The organism is Mycolicibacterium sp. lyk4-40-TYG-92 (assembly GCF_030209435.1).
Classification (GTDB): Bacteria; Actinomycetota; Actinomycetes; order Mycobacteriales; family Mycobacteriaceae; genus Mycobacterium.
Window position 1 is genome coordinate 182,050 of the sequence record NZ_JARVRX010000013.1, and the last position, 17,651, is coordinate 199,700.

The 17,651-nt window shown below is 67.6% G+C and carries 18 protein-coding genes; 12 read left to right on the forward strand and 6 right to left on the reverse strand.

Annotated features, from left to right (window positions below; genetic code table 11):
- Window positions 1-27: 27 nt before the first annotated feature.
- Window positions 28-915 carry an alpha/beta fold hydrolase gene (locus tag QRN63_RS19710; RefSeq protein WP_267315374.1) on the reverse strand — a complete coding sequence of 296 codons (888 nt, stop codon included), beginning with the start codon at window positions 913-915 and terminating at the stop codon, window positions 28-30.
- Window positions 916-1,051: 136 nt separating this feature from the next.
- Here QRN63_RS19710 and QRN63_RS19715 point away from each other — a divergent pair, with 136 nt between their 5' ends.
- From QRN63_RS19715 to QRN63_RS19735, 5 genes are all read left to right on the forward strand, one after another.
- Window positions 1,052-1,687 (forward strand): Rv1363c family protein, encoded by a 636-nt coding sequence (locus QRN63_RS19715; protein WP_285032327.1) that lies wholly within the window; start codon window positions 1,052-1,054, stop codon window positions 1,685-1,687.
- Window positions 1,684-2,277: a hypothetical protein gene (locus tag QRN63_RS19720; RefSeq protein ID WP_285032328.1), complete on the forward strand. Its 594-nt coding sequence runs from the start codon at window positions 1,684-1,686 to the stop codon at window positions 2,275-2,277. The genes QRN63_RS19715 and QRN63_RS19720 overlap by 4 nt, the downstream gene beginning before the upstream one ends.
- A gap of 5 nt (window positions 2,278-2,282) precedes the next feature.
- On the forward strand, window positions 2,283-3,518 hold the full coding sequence (locus tag QRN63_RS19725; RefSeq protein ID WP_285032329.1) for a WS/DGAT domain-containing protein: 1,236 nt from the start codon (window positions 2,283-2,285) through the stop codon (window positions 3,516-3,518).
- 9 nt (window positions 3,519-3,527) lie between these two features.
- Window positions 3,528-4,043, forward strand: coding sequence for a DoxX family protein (locus QRN63_RS19730; RefSeq protein ID WP_267315370.1), 516 nt, complete (start codon window positions 3,528-3,530; stop codon window positions 4,041-4,043).
- A 116-nt stretch (window positions 4,044-4,159) separates the two neighbouring features.
- Window positions 4,160-5,887 carry a DUF3556 domain-containing protein gene (locus QRN63_RS19735; RefSeq protein ID WP_285032330.1) on the forward strand — a complete coding sequence of 576 codons (1,728 nt, stop codon included), beginning with the start codon at window positions 4,160-4,162 and terminating at the stop codon, window positions 5,885-5,887.
- On the opposite strand, the gene QRN63_RS19740 is transcribed toward QRN63_RS19735, so the two are convergent.
- Window positions 5,877-6,674, reverse strand: a complete 798-nt coding sequence (locus QRN63_RS19740; protein ID WP_267315368.1) for a FadR/GntR family transcriptional regulator — start codon at window positions 6,672-6,674, stop codon at window positions 5,877-5,879. The genes QRN63_RS19735 and QRN63_RS19740 overlap by 11 nt on opposite strands.
- A 192-nt stretch (window positions 6,675-6,866) precedes the next feature.
- On the opposite strand from QRN63_RS19740, the gene QRN63_RS19745 reads away from it, so the two are divergent.
- Genes QRN63_RS19745 through QRN63_RS19755 form a run of 3 tightly spaced genes read left to right on the forward strand, consistent with a single transcriptional unit; the run spans window position 6,867 to window position 9,965 of the window.
- Entirely contained in the window at window positions 6,867-8,012 is a 1,146-nt protein-coding gene (locus QRN63_RS19745; RefSeq protein WP_267315367.1) for a thiolase family protein, read from the forward strand.
- Complete coding sequence (locus tag QRN63_RS19750; RefSeq protein ID WP_285032331.1) at window positions 8,009-8,809, forward strand: crotonase/enoyl-CoA hydratase family protein; 801 nt, start codon at window positions 8,009-8,011, stop codon at window positions 8,807-8,809. The genes QRN63_RS19745 and QRN63_RS19750 overlap by 4 nt, the downstream gene beginning before the upstream one ends.
- A 13-nt stretch (window positions 8,810-8,822) precedes the next feature.
- The gene (locus QRN63_RS19755) at window positions 8,823-9,965 is read left to right on the forward strand and encodes an acyl-CoA dehydrogenase family protein (protein ID WP_285032332.1); all 1,143 of its coding nucleotides are present in this window, start codon (window positions 8,823-8,825) and stop codon (window positions 9,963-9,965) included.
- 91 nt (window positions 9,966-10,056) lie between these two features.
- On the opposite strand, the gene QRN63_RS19760 is transcribed toward QRN63_RS19755, so the two are convergent.
- Together QRN63_RS19760 and QRN63_RS19765 are read right to left on the reverse strand one after the other, a co-directional pair.
- Window positions 10,057-10,812 (reverse strand): fasciclin domain-containing protein, encoded by a 756-nt coding sequence (locus QRN63_RS19760; RefSeq protein ID WP_285032333.1) that lies wholly within the window; start codon window positions 10,810-10,812, stop codon window positions 10,057-10,059.
- Window positions 10,813-10,921: 109 nt separating this feature from the next.
- Entirely contained in the window at window positions 10,922-12,166 is a 1,245-nt protein-coding gene (locus QRN63_RS19765; protein ID WP_285032347.1) for an MFS transporter, read from the reverse strand.
- A 111-nt stretch (window positions 12,167-12,277) separates the two neighbouring features.
- Between QRN63_RS19765 and QRN63_RS19770 the strand changes: the two genes are divergently transcribed.
- Window positions 12,278-12,793, forward strand: coding sequence for a gamma carbonic anhydrase family protein (locus QRN63_RS19770; RefSeq protein WP_267315363.1), 516 nt, complete (start codon window positions 12,278-12,280; stop codon window positions 12,791-12,793).
- A gap of 257 nt (window positions 12,794-13,050) precedes the next feature.
- Here the strand turns inward: QRN63_RS19770 and tet(V) are convergent, their stop codons facing one another.
- Both tet(V) and QRN63_RS19780 read right to left on the reverse strand, forming a co-directional pair.
- A complete protein-coding gene (tet(V), locus tag QRN63_RS19775) occupies window positions 13,051-14,331 on the reverse strand; it encodes a tetracycline efflux MFS transporter Tet(V) (protein ID WP_285032335.1) in 1,281 nt (426 codons plus the stop codon).
- An 81-nt stretch (window positions 14,332-14,412) separates the two neighbouring features.
- Complete coding sequence (locus QRN63_RS19780) at window positions 14,413-15,204, reverse strand: enoyl-CoA hydratase (RefSeq protein ID WP_267315361.1); 792 nt, start codon at window positions 15,202-15,204, stop codon at window positions 14,413-14,415.
- Window positions 15,205-15,325: 121 nt separating this feature from the next.
- Between QRN63_RS19780 and QRN63_RS19785 the strand changes: the two genes are divergently transcribed.
- From QRN63_RS19785 to QRN63_RS19795, 3 genes are all read left to right on the forward strand, one after another.
- A complete protein-coding gene (locus QRN63_RS19785; protein ID WP_285032336.1) occupies window positions 15,326-16,426 on the forward strand; it encodes a CaiB/BaiF CoA transferase family protein in 1,101 nt (366 codons plus the stop codon).
- Window positions 16,427-16,467: 41 nt separating this feature from the next.
- On the forward strand, window positions 16,468-17,220 hold the full coding sequence (locus QRN63_RS19790; protein WP_267315359.1) for a 3-hydroxyacyl-CoA dehydrogenase: 753 nt from the start codon (window positions 16,468-16,470) through the stop codon (window positions 17,218-17,220).
- A 7-nt stretch (window positions 17,221-17,227) separates the two neighbouring features.
- A partial coding sequence (locus QRN63_RS19795; protein WP_285032337.1) for an NAD(P)H-dependent flavin oxidoreductase occupies window positions 17,228-17,651 on the forward strand: 424 nt, incomplete at its 3' end.

The window sequence follows — 17,651 nt, forward strand, 5'->3', positions numbered from 1 at the left end:
GTATCGAGGCGACGGGCCGCGATCGGGTCATTGACGGACGAACTGCACCACCGCGTCGGTGAACGCGTCGTTGTCGTCGCCGGCCGCGGTGTGCCCGGCGTCGGACAGCTCGACGAACTGCGCACCCGGCACCTTCTGCAGGAAGTCCTGCACGCCTTCGGTGCTGACCACGTCGGACAGCTTCCCGCGGATCAGCAGAATCGGGATCTCGAGGCTGATCGCGGCGTGCTCGAGCATCTCGGCGCGCTCGAACGGGTCGTCGCCGGGCGCCGTGAGGAACGCCGGGTCCCAGTGCCAGAACCACTTGCCGTCGCGCAGCCGCAGGTTCTTCTTGAGCCCCTCCACGCTGCGGGGCCGGGTGCGGTGCGGCAGATACGCCGCGACGGCGTCGGCGGCCTCCTCCAGCGAGGCGAAGCCGTCGATGCCGCTGAACATGAAGTCGCGGATGCGTGCGCTGCCGCTCTTCTCGAACCGCGGCACCACGTCGACCAGAACCAGTTTGGTGACCAATTCGGGACCGGCTTCGTGCGCGACCGGCAGGCTGGTCAGGCCGCCCATGCTGGCGCCGATCAGGGCCACCGGCCGGCCGATCTGGTAGATCACCTGCAGGGTGTCGCCGGTCAGCGTCTCGAGCGAGTAGTTGGCGGTGGGGGAGCGGTCGCTGTCGCCGTGCCCGCGGCTGTCCAGTGCGACGACGTGGAAGCCGGCGTCCGCAAGAATCTGGCCGGTGTTCTTCCAGGAGTGCCGGTTCTGACCACCGCCGTGCAGCATCAGGATGGTGGGCTTGTCCGCAGCGATGTCCGCGTCGCGGTTCCACTCGTCGGCGACCAGAGTCAGTTCGTCGATACCGCGGAATCGCACCGTCTGTGGACTGCTGCCGCCATCGGCCGGGGAAGTGCGTTCGTCGGTGCTCACTGGATTCCTCTCGTCACTTCTCCTGCACGTTACCGAGCTGTGCTAACTGAACCGAACAGGACCCTGGTCACCGTGCGGTCTCTAGACTCGGCCGAGGTGTCGCCGCCCGGCCGGGCGCGCGGCGAGAGGAAGGCATATGGCTGACGAGCACGGGCGGCACAGGAATCCCGACGAGGTGGACGACGAGGACGCCGGCGCCCCGGACGTGACCTCCGATGCCGACGACGAGAAACCGGCCATTTCCGACGAGGAAGCCCTCGCTTTCCTGAAACCGGCTGCGCCCAAACGCGATAGCCGCGTGATCGTGGCGCTCGTCGTCGGCGTGTTGGTGGTCGGCGCGCTGGGCGCGGTGGTGACGTGGCTCGGTCAGCGCGAGCTGCAGTTGCGTCGCGACGAGGCCCTGCACCAGATGTACCTCACCGCCGGGAAGCAGGTCGCCGTCAATCTCACGACCATCGACTACCGGCACGTCGACGACGACATCAAGCGGGCGTTGGACACCTCGACCGGCGCCTACTTCGATGACTTCAAACAGCGTTCGACGGCTGTTGTCGACTCGGTGAAACAGCAGCAGTCGGCGTCGGTCGGCACGGTCACCGAGGCCGGCGTGGAGTCGGCGAACGAAACCAGTGGCGTGGTCCTGGTCGCGGTGAAGGTGCACACCGAGGTCGGCAGCGGGCCGCCGCAACGCGACCGCTACTGGCGCGTGCGGCTGACGATGCAGAAGGCGGGCGAGGACGCCAAGGTTTCGAAGGTGGAGCCGATCCAATGAGCAAGCACGGGATGGATGAACCCGAAGAGCCGGCTGAGACGGAGTCGGTCGAAGCCGAGCCGGTGGCGCTTGGTGCTCCTGTGCCGCAGGCGAATTCGCACAAGACCGGCGGCATCGCGTGGGCGCGGGTGACGGCCTACCGGGTCCTGCCGGCGCTGGCGCTGGTGCTCGCGGCCGCCGCCGGCGGACTGTGGTACCTGACCGCCAAGCACAGCAATGAGGCCGAGCGCGCCACGGTGATCAAGGTCGCCAGCGACGGCACGGTCGCCCTGCTGTCGTACCAGCCGGACACGGTCCGTCGACAGCTGACCGACGCCCGCAAGCTGCTCACCACACCGTTCCTGGATGAGTACACGACGCTGACCAAATCGGTGATCCCCGGCGCCGAGCAGCGGCACATCGCGGCGGCCACCTCGGTGCCGGCTGCGGCCGCGGTGTCGGTCGAGGAGAACCATGCCGTGGTGCTGGTGTTCGTCAACCAGACGGTGCGGATCGGTGACCAGGCGCCGTCCAGCACCCCGACGAGCGCGCGGGTGACCCTGGAACGACTGGGGGGCCAGTGGCTGATCGCCAAGTTCGAACCGGTGTGAACCGGATGGCGGCCGCCGACGCCCAGAGTTTCTGGATGTCGGCGAAAATCCCCAACGACATGTTTCTGGTGTGCGGGTTCGACGGTGTGCCCGCCGACCTCGACGCCGCGCTGGCAGCACTACGCCGCAACGTGTCGGCGTGCCCAGAGTTGTTGGTACGCATCGACGATTCGAACGCCTGGCGCTATCCGTCCTGGGTGCGGTGCGACGCCCCGGAGATCCTCGTGCACGAACCCGGGGACCTCACGTGGTCCGGGTGCCTGAGCGCCGTGCGCGCCATGGCCGCGAGTGACCAACTCGACGCCACCGTGCGCGCATGGCGGCTGCACGTCTTCGCCGGCGTCACCGGGATACCGGAGACGGGGGCGGGCACCGTCGTCGTCGTGCAGATGTCGCACGCCCTTGCCGACGGACGGCGCGCGACGGCGCTCATGCGACGAATCTTCGGCCGCGACCAGCCGGTGCCGGCGGTGGTCGAGTCGCGGCTCGGGACGTGGGCACTGCCGTACCTGGCGTGGCGGGCCAGCGCCGCTCATCGTCGGCTCGTGCACGACACGGAGTCGGGTGCTGTTGCCCCACCGGCCGATTCGTGGCCGGTACAGGCGACAAACAATGCGCCGGAGGGCCCCGACGAATTGCGGACGGTGGTCCGTCACCGTACGGATCTGCCCGGCCCGACGGTGACGGTCGGTGTGCTTGCGGCCGTCTCGGAGGCGCTGGCGGCCGAACTGGGCGGCGTCGAGGCGCTGGGGGCCGAGGTGCCCATGGCCAAGACCGGTACCCGTCGCGCCTACAACCATTACGGCAACGTCGGGGTGGCATTGCACCCGCGATTGCCCTTTCACGAGCGGGCGGCGCGGATCGAGGCGGAACTCGCCATGCGGCGGCAGCGGTTCGAGCATCCCGCGGCCGCGGCGAGCGATGCCGCCACCGCGGCGGTGCCGGCACGGTTGCTGCGTTGGGGCACCCAGCAATTCGACGTGCACGCGCGGTCTCCGTCGGCGACGGGCAACACCGTGGTGTCGAGCGTCAACCGTGGCCGGGCCGATCTGACGTTCGGCGGGTGCCCGGTGGTGCTGACCACCGCATGCCCGGCGCTGTCGCCGATGATGGGGCTGACGCACGGCGTCCACGGCATCGGCGACACCGTCACGATCAGCGTGCACGCGTCCCGGTCGGCCTTACCGGATGTCGATTCGTATGTGGAACGGTTGGCAGCGGTTCTCGACGGCGCGGGCTAAGTTCATCGCGTGACTGCTTACGCGTTCTCGATCCTGCTGCTGCGGGTGGTGCTCGGTCTGACGATGGCTGCGCACGGGTACAACAAGTTCTTCGGTGGCGGCCGTATCCCGGGTACCGCCGCCTGGTTCGACAGCATCGGCATGAAGCCCGGCATGCTGCACGCCCGGCTGGCTGCCGGCACCGAAATCCTGGCCGGCCTGGGTCTCGCGGTCGGCTTCCTGACGCCGATCCCTGCCGCGGGGTTCGTGGCGCTCATGGTGGTGGCGGCCTGGACCGTGCACCGCGACAACGGCTTCTTCATCGTGAAATCCGGCTGGGAGTACAACCTGGTGCTGGGTGTCGCGGCCGTGGCGATCGCGGGCACCGGCGCGGGCCGGTACAGCCTGGACTGCTTGTTGTTCCACGGCAGTGGCTTCTACCACCTGCTGCACGGCTGGTGCGGGCTGATCATCGCCGTGGTGCTGGGCCTGGCCGGCGGCATCGGGCAGCTGCTGATCTTCTTCCGCCCGCCCGCCAAAGTCTGAGCGCTGTCGTCGGCCCGGTGCCGGGAGCCGTCTTCTCGGAGCTCCGTGCCTCGGCTACGGCACCAACTGTGGGGATCTGATTCCGTCAGACTAGAACACGTTCTAGTCTGACGGGTATGGGCTTTCTCACGCAGGACACTCCTGTCATCGACTTCGAGGAGTGGAACAAGGGCACCCGCGCGCAGAAGATCGTCCCGATGGCCCGGCACTGGGCCGAGACGGGCTTCGGCACTCCGGTGGCGCTGCACCTGTTCTACGTCGTCAAGATCTGCCTGTACATCCTGGGCGGCTGGCTGATCGCGTTGTCCAGCAAGGGGATCGACGGCTTCACGAACGTCGCGACGTGGTGGACCGAGCCGATCGTCTTCGAGAAGGTCGTGCTCTACACGATGCTGTTCGAGGTGATCGGCCTCGGCTGCGGTTTCGGCCCGCTGAACAACCGCTTCTTCCCGCCGATGGGCTCGATCCTGTACTGGCTGCGGCCGAAGACCATTCGTCTGCCACCGTGGCCCGGCCGCATCCCGCTGACGCGTGGCGATGCCCGGACTCCCGTTGACGTGCTGCTCTACGGCGCGCTGCTGGTCCTGCTCGTCGTCGCCCTCTGCTCCGACGGCACCGGTCCGGTGTTGCCCGGCGCGACCGTCGGCGTGCTCCCGTTGTGGCAGATCTGGGCCATCCTCGGTGTGCTGGCACTGGCGGGACTGCGGGACAAGGTCATCTTCCTGGCCGCCCGCGGCGAGGTGTACGGCTCGTTCACCGTCGCGTTCCTGTTCGCCGGTTACGGCGTCGACCTCATCATCGCCGCCAAGCTCGTGTGCATGGTCATCTGGCTGGGGGCCGCGACGTCCAAGCTCAATCACCACTTCCCGTTCGTCATCTCCACGATGATGAGCAACAACCCCGTGCTGCGGCCGAAGTTCATCAAGCGCGCGTTCTTCGAGCATTTTCCCGACGACCTGCGCCCCGGCCGCCCGTCCCGCTTCATGGCGCACTTCAGCACCTTCATCGAGGGCGGGGTGCCGCTGGTGCTGTTCTTCAGCCACGGCGGCTGGCCGACGTACCTCGCCGCGTTCGTCATGCTGTGCTTCCATTTCGGCATCCTGTCGGCGATCCCGATGGGCGTGCCGCTGGAGTGGAACGTCTTCATGATGTTCTGCGTCGTGACGCTGTTCGTCGGGCACGCCGACATCAGCATCACCGACCTGACGTCGCCGTGGCCGCTCGTGCTGTTCGCGGTCGTCGCGGGCACCGTCGTCGTCGGAAACCTGTTCCCGCGCAAGGTGTCCTTCCTGCCGGGCATGCGGTACTACGCGGGCAACTGGGACACGTCGCTGTGGTGCATCAAGCCGTCGGCGTCGGAGAAGATCGAGAAGAACATCGTCGCGATCGCCGCCATGCCCGCGACGCAGATGGAGCGGTATTACGGCAGCCCGGAGAACGCGCAGATGTACTTGTACATGGGCTATGCGTTCCGCGCCTTCAACACACACGGGCGCGCGCTGTTCACGCTCGCGCACCGCGCGATGGCCGGCCACAACGAGGACGACTACACCCTGACCGACGGCGAGCGGATCGTCTCGACCGCCATCGGCTGGAACTTCGGCGACGGCCACATGTCGAACGAGCAACTGGTCGCGGCGCTGCAGGAGCGCTGCCGGTTCGAGCCGGGTGAGGTGCGGATCGTCATGCTCGACGCGCAGCCCATCCACCGGCAGACGCAGCAGTACCGCCTGGTCGACGCCGCCACCGGCGAGTTCGAGCGGGGCCACGTGAAGGTCAAGGACATGGTCACGCGGCAGCCGTGGGCCGACGACGTACCGGTCTATGACGTGACTAGCGCATGACGTCGCGGACTTTGACGTTCTCCATGCCCGCGAACAGCAGGCTGTTGGCGATGTCGAGGTGTTTGCGCCAATGTGCCTCGGCGGCGGCGCCGTTGCCGGACCGGATGAGCGTCATCAGCCGTTTGTGCGAGCGCATCACGATGTCGTAGTCCGACTTGGACATCGGGCGGTTCTCCCGCATGGCGAACGCGGTGTGGCGCACGGTGATCTCCTGCAGCATGCCGGTGATGATGGTCAGCGTCGCGTTACCGGAAAGCTCGACCATGCGTCGGTAGAAATCGCCTGTGGTCTCGGCCATTCGGCCGGATTCGTAGCCCGACGGGACGTACTCGGCCAGCATCGTGTCGAGCTCGTCGAACGCCGCGGTGTTCCCCGATTCAGCCAGCAGTCGCACCGCGATCGGCGCGATGGCCGACCAGGCCGTCATCACGTCGGCGATCGTCGCGCCGGACAACTCCAGCAGCAGACCGGCCGGCCGCGCCACGATCTCGGGTCCGGGCACGCGGACGCGGGCACCGGTGCGCGAGCCGCGTCGTACCTCCACGAGGCGCTCGGACTCCAGGACGCGAACGGCTTCGCGCAGGGTCGGGCGGCTGACGCCGAAGTGGGCCATGAGCTCGGCCTCGTTGGGCAGGAAGTCGCCCTCCTTGAGCTGGCCGTCGACGACCATGCGGCGCAGGGTGCCGGCCACGAGTTCCGCGGTTTTGGGGGAGCGGATGGGGCCGCTGGCCGAGGATGGCACAGTACGTGCGTCGATCATCGGCGACAACGGCGGAGTCTGCGCCATCTGGGCCCTCCTTGAACCGAATCGCTGGCCTCGTGTTAGGCAACTCAGTAAACCATGTGAGGCGGCGCGCGCCGCTCATTCCGGCAGTTGCCGTTGCCTACCAACTAGTAGGTTGACCTAGTAAACCTTCTGTTCTATGTTCACTGATAAAGCGTGTTTACGGGTGTCAATTCAACGTTGAAGGAGAAGTCCGTGGCTGAAGCAGTCATCGTCGAGGCGGTCCGGTCGCCCATCGGAAAGCGCAACGGCGCCTTGTCGGGTGTGCATCCGGCCGAGCTGTCCGCTCAGGTGCTCAATGGGTTGGTGCAGCGTGCCGGCCTCGACCCCGCGCTCGTCGACGACGTCATCTGGGGCTGCGTCATGCAGGCCGGTGAACAGGCCCTCGACATCGCACGCACCGCGGTGCTGACCGCCGGCTGGCCCGAGACCGTCCCCGGTGTCACCGTCGACCGCCAGTGCGGCTCCAGTCAGCAGTCGGTCCACTTCGCCGCCGCCGGCGTGGTCGCCGGCCACTACGACGTCGTCGTCGCCGGTGGTGTCGAGTCGATGTCGCGCACGCCTATGGGATCGTCGCTCGCCAATGGTGGCCACCCCTACCCGGAGGCCTTCCGCGCCCGCTACGACCAGACGCCGAACCAGGGCACCGGCGCCGAGATGATGGCCGAGAAGTGGGGCCTGTCGCGCACCCAGCTCGACGAGTTCTCGCTGCGGTCGCACGAAAAGGCCGCTGCCGCACAGGATGCCGGCGCTTTCAAGGACCAGATCGTGGCCATCAAGGACCAGGACGGCAATATCGTCTCCGAAGACGGTGGCATCCGGCGCGGCGGCACCGTCGAGTCCATGGCCGCCATCAAGCCGGCCTTCAAGGAAGACGGTGTCATCCACGCCGGTAACTCCTCGCAGATCTCCGACGGCTCGGCCGCGCTGCTGATCATGTCCGCCGAGAAGGCAAAAGAGTTGGGGCTCAAGCCTCTTGCCCGTCTGCATACCGGCGTCCTCGCTGGCGCCGACCCGGTGATGATGCTCAGCGCCCCGATTCCCGCCACCCAGAAGGCGCTGGCCAAGTCCGGCCTGAGCGTGAACGACATCGGCGTCTTCGAGGTCAACGAGGCCTTTGCTCCGGTTCCGATGGCCTGGCTCAAGGACATCGGCGCCGACGAGAACAAGCTGAACCCGAACGGCGGCGCCATCGCCCTCGGCCACCCGCTCGGCGGCTCGGGCGCCCGCATCATGACCACCCTGCTGTACCACATGCGGGACAACGGAATTCAGTACGGCTTCCAGACCATGTGTGAGGGCGGCGGCCAGGCCAACGCCACCATCCTGGAGCTGTTGTGACGTCGGTTTCCATCGAGCCCGGCGCGCTGTCGGAACGGCGCGGCAACGTCCTGTTGATCACGATCAACCGGCCGGACGCACGTAATGCCGTCAACCAGGCCGTCAGCATCGGTGTCGGCGACGCGCTGCAGGCCGCGCAGGACGACCCCGAGATCCGGGCCGTGGTGATCACCGGCTCCGGCGACAAATCATTCTGTGCCGGTGCGGATCTCAAGGCCCTCTCGCGCGGCGAGAACCTCTTCCACCCGGACCACACCGACTGGGGCTTCGCCGGCTACGTCAGCCATTTCATCGACAAGCCCACCATCGCGGCGGTCAACGGCACTGCCCTCGGCGGGGGCACCGAACTGGCGTTGGCGAGTGACCTCGTGATCGCCGGGGAGAGCGCGAAATTCGGTCTGCCGGAGGTGAAACGGGGACTCATCGCCGGCGCCGGCGGCGTGTTCCGGATCGTCGAGCAGCTGCCGCGCAAGGTCGCGCTGGAGCTGATGTTCACCGGCGACCCGATGACGTCGGCCGACGCGCTGCGCTGGGGCCTGATAAACCAGGTGGTGCCCGACGGCACCGTCGTGGACGCGGCTCTGGCTCTGGCGGAACGGATCACGTCCAATGCGCCGCTGGCCGTGCAGGCGAGCAAGCGGGTGGCGTACGGCGCCGACGACGGCGTGGTGACCGGCGAGAAGGACGGCTGGCGACGCACCAACCGGGAGTTCGTGACCCTGCTGCAGTCCGAGGACGCGAAGGAAGGCCCGCTGGCGTTCGCGCAGAAGCGTCAGCCGGTATGGAAAGCCAAGTGACGGAGAAGAAATCGTGAAGCGGACAGTTTTCGAAGAGGAGCACGAGGCGCTCCGGGAATCCACCAGGCAGTACATCGAGCGTGAGCTCGTCCCCAATGCCGAGAAGTGGGAACAGGAGCGCATGGTCGACCGGTCGGCGTACACCGCCGCCGGTAAGTACGGCCTGATCGGGTTCAACATGCCCGAGGAGTACGGCGGCGGCGGGTCGGACGACTTCCGGTTCAACGCCGTCATCGACGAGGAGATCGCCCGTTACGGCGGCCCCGCGCCGGCACTCAGCCTCCAGAATGACGTCGTCGCACCGTATTTCAAGCACCTCGCGAACGACGAGCAGAAGGCACGGTGGATGCCGGGCATCGCCAGCGGCGAGCTGATCCTCGCCGTCGCGATGACCGAGCCCGGTGCCGGCAGCGACCTGGCGGGCATCCGCACGTCCGCCGTCCGCGACGGTGACGACTGGATCATCAACGGCTCCAAGACCTTCATCTCGGCGGGCATCAACAGCGATCTCGTCGTGACGGTCTGTCGCACCGATCCCGAGGCCGGGCACAAGGGCTTCACGTTGCTCGTCGTCGAGCGCGGCATGGAGGGCTTCACCCGCGGCCGCAAGCTGGACAAGATGGGGCTGCACTCGCAGGACACCTCGGAACTGCATTTCGAGAACGTCCGGGTGCCGTCGGCCAACATCCTCGGCCAGGAAGGCCGCGGCTTCTACCACCTGATGCAGAACCTGCCGTCGGAGCGGCTCGGCATCGCGATCTCCGCGATCGCCGGCGCGCGCGAATCCTGGCGCCAGACACTGCAATACGCCAAGGACCGCAAGGCCTTCGGCCAGCCGATCGGCAGCTTCCAGCACAACCGGTTCCTGCTGGCGGAGATGGACACCGAACTCGACGTCTGTGAGCGGTACATCGACCGGTGTCTGGAGGGTGTGCTCGACGGCGACCTGTCGGCGGTCGAGGCGGCCAAGGCCAAGTGGTTCTGCACTGAGACCGCCAAGAAGGTCATCGACGGCTGCGTGCAGCTGCATGGCGGCTACGGCTACATGATGGAGTACCGCGTCGCCCGCGACTACTGCGACGCCCGCATCCAGACCATCTTCGGTGGCACCACCGAGATCATGAAGGACATCATCGGCCGCGACCTGGGTCTCTAGTCGGCACCGCCGACGCGGCCTGTAGGCCCCGCACAAACCAATCGGCGCCCCCGCACAACGTGGTGCAGGGGCGCCGATTTCGTTTGTCTGGCTAGCGTGCAGCCGTCGTCGTGGCCGGGGCCGACGTGGTTGACGCCGGAGCCGACTCAGCGGGGCTCGGAGCCGCAGAGGTCGACGTGGTCGTGGCGGCCGAGGTCGAGGTGGAGGTCTCGCTACCCGCGGCGGTGACCGGGGCCGGGGCGTCCGCCACGTCCAGCACGGTGTCGATCACGTAGATGCGGGCGTTGCTCGCCTCGATGGCGCCGCACACCAGCTTGGCGGTGTCGTTGACCTTGATGTCGCCGCCGTCGCCGGTCACCTTGATCTGGCTGCCCTGCTGCGTCGGACGCTGGCCCTTGACGGTGTCATTGCCCAGCACACCCAGGAACACGTGGTAGTAGTCCAGGCTCGTCAGCGCGGCCGGGTCGGCCTTCAGGGACTCCAGCTTGGCCGGGTCCAGCGCCGCGAAGGCCTCGTTGGTGGGCGCGAACACGACGTACGGGCCGTTGTCCAGCACGCTGGTGATGTTCACGGCGGGGTTCAGGCCGCCGGAGACCGCCGAGTTGAAGGTGCTGATCGCCGGAATGGCAGCCAGCGCCTGGCTCACCGGCTTGGTGGCCAACGTCTTCAGGTCGGGCATGCCGGCCTTGACCTTGTCGCAGCCGGGGCCCTGCGGGTCCACCGTCTTGTTGGTCGGCGGCGGCAGCGGCGGCGGGTCTGCGTAGGCGGACACTGCCAGCGGCAGCGACGCGGTCAGGGCGGCGACGGCCGCGGTTACGCCCAGAAATCTGCTGGTGCGAGTCTTCATGGTTCGGCTCCTCAGCTGTTCATGACGCGCACCCCGCCCGACCGGGGAGACCCCATCCGGGGCGTGGCGCCCGTCGAATGGTAATGGCTGGCGCTGGGAAACAGCAAAATCAGCTACCCGCGGTCCGGTTTGATCGGGCCGCGCTGACCTGCACTTTTCGAACGCTGAAACACAGCAGTGCGGCCACTGCACAGAGGCCCGCCGCCAGTTGAAAGGCCAGGTCATAGTTACCCTGTAGGTCGCGAAGCCAGCCCGCCGCGGCCGCCGCGATCGCGGCGCCGACCTGATGCGCGGCAAACACCCAGCCGAACACCACAGGGGAGCGATCACCGAAGTAGTCGCGGCACAGCGCGATTGTGGGCGGCACCGTGGCAACCCAGTCCAGGCCGTAGAAGACGATGAACACCCAGGTGCCCGGATCGGCGTGCGCAGAAAGCAGCGAAGGCAGCAGCATCAGCGAAATGCCGCGCCCGACGTAATACACAGTGAGCAGGAGCCGCGGATCGACCCGGTCGGTGAGCCAGCCCGAACAGACCGTGCCGGCCACGTCCAGGACGCCGATGGTGGCCAGCAGACCCGCGGCGACCGTCGTGGGCATGCCGTGGTCGCCCGCGGCGGGGATGAAGTGGGTGCCGATCAGCCCGTTGGTGGTCATGCCGCAGATCGCGAAGCTGCCGGCCAGGAGCCAGAACACCGGCACCCGTGCACCGATGACGAGCCCGTCCAATGCGGACCGGAAGCCGTTCGCGGGTGCCGAGGTCGGTGCGGGCGGGTGGTGGCGCATGACGACGAGGACGGGCGCGATGACCGCGAACGCGGCCGCGGCGACGATGAGGCAGGCCCAGCGCCAGCCGTGGCGGGTCGCGACCTCGGCGACCAAGGGCAGGAAGATCAGTTGCCCGGTTGCGCTGGCCGCCGTCAGCACCCCGGTCACCAGGCCGCGGCGTTCGTCGAACCAGCGGGTGGCGACCGTCGCCACGAAGCCCATCGAGATGCACCCCGTGCCGATCCCGACCAATACGCCCCAGCACGCCACCAGCTGCCAGCCGCTCGTCATGCGGACCGACAGCGCCGAACCGGCCGTGATCAACCCCAGCGCCACCGTCAGCACCGGTCGGACGCCGAATCGGTCCATCAGCGCCGCCGCGAAGGGAGCGGTGACCCCGAACAGCGTCATGTTGACCGACATCGCGAGGCCGACGGTGGCGTGCGACCAGCCGAACTCATGGTGCAGCGGCGTCATCAGCACGCCGGGTACGGCCCGGAAACCCGCGGCGGCCAGGATCGCCAGGAAACTGACGGCGGCCACCGCCCATGCGGTTCGGGGCGGCGCCGTGGTCGAGGTGAGCGTCACCGCACCACTCTGGCCGGTGCGCCAGGGCAAGGCCAGTGGCAGAACCGACACGAACCGCACAGATTGCGCCACGCTCCCGGCCCGCGCGGCGCGCGCCCTAAACTCTGCCGCATGTCAGGACCGTTGATTCTTCCCATCCAGGGCCACGCCCCGCAGCTGCATGACGAGTCGTGGGTCGCGCCGACCGCATCGGTACTCGGCCAGGTGACGCTCGCCGCGCGGGTCAGCATCTGGTACAGCACCACGCTGCGTGCCGAGTTCGAGCCCATCGAGATCGGCGAAGGCTCCAACATCCAGGACGGCTGCACGGTGCACGTCGACCCGGGCTTCCCGGTGAAGGTCGGCGCCGGCGTCAGCGTCGGGCACAACGCGGTCCTGCACGGCTGCACCGTGGAGGACGGTGCCCTGGTGGGCATGGGGGCCATTGTGCTCAACGGAGCGACGATCGGCGCCGGCTCACTGGTCGCGGCCGGAACCGTTGTGCCGCAAGGGTTCGTGGTGCCGCCGGGCACCATGATCGCGGGAGTGCCGGGCAAGATCCGCCGCGAGCTGACGGAAGACGAGATCAACCACAACCGCATCAACGGCCAGGTTTACGAGCATCTGCTGACGCTGCATCGCGGCTAGCGTGTAGGGCGGGTATGGAACGCCTATTCACCCTGAATTCAGGGTGAATAGGAATACGCAAGTGGGGCTGGAAGTACTTGGCTTCAATCACGAGGCATTGGTAGCCACGCTGTTTGAAGCCAGGTACCGACCAGCGCCGCGAGACGTCCCTGAGTGCCATAACCGCCGGCAGTTCGTCGCGGTCATTGCACTCAGGGACTTTTCGGCGCCATGGTGAGCCTCCGGCTCCGTGCGGAGCCTTGGACGCAACCCCGAAATCACACGGGGTTCGCGAGTTCGTCGGTCCGCATCTTGCCCGCGGTCCAGGCGATGGCGGTCAGCGCCGCGGGTAGCAGACCGGAGACCAGGAAAATCCATTGCATGCCGACGATCTTCGACAGCGGACCGGCGATCGCGTACGACACCGGCAGGAACACCAGCGAGACGAAAAAGTCGAGGCTCGAGACTCGGCCCAGCATCTCTGTCGGCACCCGTCGCTGCAGCAGCGTCCCCCAGATCACCATGCTGGCGCCGTCCCCGACGCCCACGAAGAACGCAGCTGTCAGCATCAGCGGAAACGACCACGTGGTGCCGACGACGATCAGCGGCATTGCGCCCAGTCCCCAGATCGCCATCATCGCCGTCAGGTAGCGCCGGGGCATCCGGGTGGACGAAACAGCCAGTGCGCCAAAGGCACTACCGAGCCCGAATCCCGCCATGATGAACCCGTACGCCCGCGGGCCGTCGGCGAAGCGTTGCTCGGCGATGAACGGCACCAGTACCTCGATGGGTCCCAAGACCACCAACACGTAGACGCTGGCGACCAACAGCGTCCAGAGCAGCCATGGCGTGCGGGTCATGAACGCGAAACCGTCACGAAGGTCGTGCAGTACGTGCTTGTGGTCGATCGGCTCTTCGCCGGCGACGGCCGCGGGGCGGGTCGCCACGAGTAGCGCCAGCCCGATCGCGAACAACGTCGCGACGGTGGTCGCGCCGATCCACGGGAACGTCAGGCCGACGAGGACGCCGGCTGCGGCCGGGCCGATGGCCTGTTGCAGCACGGGACGCACCATGCCCTCAATGCCGTTGGCCGCCAACAGTTGTTCGGCCGGCAGCAACCGGGGCAGCAGTGCACTGTACGCCGGGAAAAAGAAGGCAACCGCGATGCCGAGGCACGTCGCGGCCACGGCCATGTGCCAAATGCGTAGTGCCCCAGACCAACTGAGGACAGCAATGGTCGACACCACCGCCAGGTTGACGACCTCGACGGTGATGATGATGTTGCGTCGGTTCAGCCGGTCGGCCGCGATGCCACCGACCAGCACGAAGCACACCAGGCCGGTACCCAGGCAGGTCGCCACCAGGGACAGCGCGGCCGGATCGTTGTCCAGCGCGATGACCTGCAGCGCGGCCACGACCGTCCACATGCCCTCGGCGAAGATGGACAGCGAGACGGCCGCGATGAGCAGACGGTATTCGCGGAAACGTAACGGCGCGAACACCCGCCAGCGGTCAGTGGTTCGCGGTTCGGGCGTTTCGACGTCGAACTGGGAACTCACCAGTCCATCGTCCCGCGCCCGTCAAGCGATTTGTGCACGTTGTTGGCCGGTCGGCGCGGAACAACGTGCGCAAATCACCGGCTACACGTCGGAGTACACCGGAAGCCGCCGCTGCTGGAAGGATGCGACGCCCTCCCGGAAGTCAGCGGCGTGCAAAAGCTGGATCTGCCCGGCGGTTTCGCGGGCGAACGTGTTGCCCAGCTCGGTCAGGGTGGCGTCATTGACGGCCTGCTTGGTCTTGCGCAGGGCCACGGCCGGGCCGGACTTGAGCGCCGCCAGCACACGGTCGACCTCGGCGTCGAACTCATCGGCCGCGTGCACCGAGCTCACCAGTCCGGCGGCGAGAGCCTCGGCCGCGGGCAGCTTCTCGGCCAGCAGCGCCATGCGCATCGCCCGGGCGCGGCCGATCGACGCGGCGACCAGGGCCGAGGCGCCGCCGTCGGGCATCAGGCCGATCTTGGTGAACGCCAACAGGAACGACGACTTCTCGGACGCCAGGACGATGTCGCACCCGAGGGCCAGGGATACCCCGACACCGGCGGCGACGCCGTGCACCACCGCGACGGCCGGCTTGGGCAGGTTCACGAGAGCCGCGACCGCGCGGTTGGCGGCGTTCAAGACCGCTGCCGCGTCGAACTGCTTGGCGTCCTGATCCTCGGCGCTCAGGCCCGCGCCGGAGCAGAAGCCGCGACCGGCGCCGCCGAGGCGGACCACCTTGACCTCGGGGTCGGTCGCGGCCTGGAGCACCGCGTCGCCGAGGAGTTCGAGCATTTCCAGCGACAGCGAGTTCAGCGTGTCCGGCCGGTTGAGCGTCACGGACAACACGCCGTCGTCCAAAGCGACAGTCAGGTCAGCGGATCCGGTGTAAGTCATTCAGTACCCCAGTTTCACGGGCGGGCCAGATGCCCGCACTAGACAGACTTCGTTATACAAGTAAGCTATGTCGCGGTCAATAGAACTGGGCTCAAACCGATCGACCAAGAGGTGCATTTAGATGGCTGGACCACTGCAGGGACTGCGCGTTGTCGAGTTGGCCGGCATCGGCCCCGGGCCGCACGCGGCGATGATCCTCGGTGACCTCGGCGCCGACGTCGTGCGGGTGGACCGGCCGAACAAGGCCGCCGGCGTGCCCATGCCGGCCCGCGACACCATGCTGCGCAACCGCCGTTCGGTGTCGGTCGACATGAAGAGCGACGCGGGTCGCGAACTGGTCCTGGGCTTGATCGCCAAGGCCGATGTCCTCATCGAGGGCTTCCGGCCGGGTGTCACCGAGCGGCTGGGCCTGGGGCCCGAGGACTGCGCCAAGGTCAACGAGAAGCTGGTCTATGCGCGGATGACGGGCTGGGGTCAGACCGGCCCGCGTGCCCTGCAGGCCGGCCACGACATCAACTACATCTCGCTGAACGGTCTGCTGCACGCCGTCGGTCGCAAGGGCGAGCGTCCCGTCCCGCCGTTGAACCTCGCCGGTGACTTCGGCGGCGGCTCGATGTTCCTGTTGGTCGGCATCCTCTCCGCCCTGTTCGAGCGGCAGACCTCCGGCAAGGGCCAGGTCGTCGACGCCGCGATGATCGACGGCTCCAGCGTGCTCATGCAGATGATGTGGAGCTTCCGCAGCCAGGGCATGTGGAGCGACGAACGCGGCACCAACATGCTCGACACCGGCGCGCCCTACTACGACACCTACGAGACCTCCGACGGCAAGTACATGGCGGTCGGTGCCATCGAGCCGCAGTTCTACGCCGAGCTGCTGGCCAAGCTGGAGCTGGACCCCGCCGCGCTGCCGGCGCAGCAGGACGTGAGCCGCTGGCCGGAATTGCGCGAGGTCTTCACCACCGCGTTCAAGGCGCAGACGCGGGATCACTGGGCCAAGGTCTTCGAAGGGTCCGATGCCTGCACCACGCCGGTGCTGAGCTTCGCCGAGGTCGAGACCGAGCCGCACATCACCGAGCGCGACACGTTCTTCCGGTTCGCCGACGGCGGCGACAACCTCGAGCCCATGCCGGCGCCGCGGTTCTCCCGCACCGTGCCGACCACGCCGACGCCGCCCCGCGCGCCCGGTGCCGACACCGAGTCGGTCCTGCGCGACTGGGCCTGAGGCGCCCCACCGATTTCCGTAACAAGAAGGGAATTGCATCAATGCAGATCAAAGATTCCGTAGCCGTCGTGACGGGTGGTGCGTCGGGCCTGGGCCTGGCGACCACCAAGCGCCTGCTCGATGCCGGCGGCAGCGTCGTCGTCATCGACCTCAAGGGTGCGGACGTCGTCGCCGAGCTGGGCCCGCGTGCCAAGTTCGTCGCGACCGACGTCACCGACGAGGCCGGCGTCTCGGCGGCGCTGGACGCGGCCGAGGAGATGGGCCCGGTCCGTATCAACGTCAACTGTGCGGGTATCGGCAACGCCATCAAGACCCTGAGCAAGAACGGTGCGTTCCCGCTCGACGGCTTCCGCAAGGTGGTCGAGGTCAACCTGATCGGCACCTTCAACGTCATCCGCCTCGCCGCGGAGCGCATCGCCAAGACCGAGCCGGTCGGCGAGGAGCGCGGCGTCATCATCAACACCGCCTCGGTGGCCGCGTTCGACGGCCAGATCGGTCAGGCCGCATACTCGGCGTCCAAGGGCGGCGTCGTCGGCATGACCCTGCCGATCGCCCGCGACCTGTCGCGTGAGCTGATCCGCGTCTGCACCATCGCCCCGGGCCTGTTCAAGACCCCGCTGCTGGGCTCGCTGCCCGAGGAGGCACAGAAGTCCCTCGGCCAGCAGGTTCCACACCCCGCCCGCCTCGGTGACCCCGACGAGTACGGCGCCCTGGCGCAGCACATCATCGAGAACCCGATGCTCAACGGCGAGGTCATCCGTCTGGATGGCGCGATCCGCATGGCCCCGAGGTGATGAAGCGATGAGCATCCAGACGAAGTTCACCGAGGCCTTCGGTGTCGAGCACCCGATCGCCCAGGGCGGTATGCAGTGGGTCGGTCGCGCGGAACTCGTTGCCGCCGTGGCCAATGCCGGCGGTCTGGGTTTCATCACCGCGCTGACGCAGCCGACACCCGCGGATCTGGCCAATGAGATCGCCAAGACGCGCGACCTGACGGACAAGCCGTTCGGGGTGAACCTGACGATCCTCCCGTCGATCAACCCGCCGCCGTACGACGAGTACCGCAAGGTCATCGTCGATGCCGGCATCAAGATCGTGGAGACCGCCGGCTCCAACCCCGGCCCGCACCTGCCGATGTTCCACGACGCCGGCATCAAGGTGCTGCACAAATGCACCTCGGTCCGCCACGCCGTCAAGGCCCAGAGCCTGGGTGTCGACGGCATCA

What these genes read in the sequence shown, in the direction of transcription:
- QRN63_RS19735 (WP_285032330.1), top strand. Translation starts at nt 4,160, where the DNA reads ATGGGCTTTCTCACGCAGGACACTCCTGTCATCGACTTCGAGGAGTGG.
- QRN63_RS19715 (WP_285032327.1), top strand. Translation starts at nt 1,052, where the DNA reads ATGGCTGACGAGCACGGGCGGCACAGGAATCCCGACGAGGTGGACGAC.
- QRN63_RS19770 (WP_267315363.1), top strand. Translation starts at nt 12,278, where the DNA reads ATGTCAGGACCGTTGATTCTTCCCATCCAGGGCCACGCCCCGCAGCTG.
- QRN63_RS19725 (WP_285032329.1), top strand. Translation starts at nt 2,283, where the DNA reads ATGGCGGCCGCCGACGCCCAGAGTTTCTGGATGTCGGCGAAAATCCCC.
- QRN63_RS19760 (WP_285032333.1), bottom strand. Translation starts at nt 10,812, where the DNA reads ATGAAGACTCGCACCAGCAGATTTCTGGGCGTAACCGCGGCCGTCGCC.
- QRN63_RS19740 (WP_267315368.1), bottom strand. Translation starts at nt 6,674, where the DNA reads ATGGCGCAGACTCCGCCGTTGTCGCCGATGATCGACGCACGTACTGTG.
- QRN63_RS19720 (WP_285032328.1), top strand. Translation starts at nt 1,684, where the DNA reads ATGAGCAAGCACGGGATGGATGAACCCGAAGAGCCGGCTGAGACGGAG.
- QRN63_RS19780 (WP_267315361.1), bottom strand. Translation starts at nt 15,204, where the DNA reads ATGACTTACACCGGATCCGCTGACCTGACTGTCGCTTTGGACGACGGC.
- QRN63_RS19790 (WP_267315359.1), top strand. Translation starts at nt 16,468, where the DNA reads ATGCAGATCAAAGATTCCGTAGCCGTCGTGACGGGTGGTGCGTCGGGC.
- QRN63_RS19785 (WP_285032336.1), top strand. Translation starts at nt 15,326, where the DNA reads ATGGCTGGACCACTGCAGGGACTGCGCGTTGTCGAGTTGGCCGGCATC.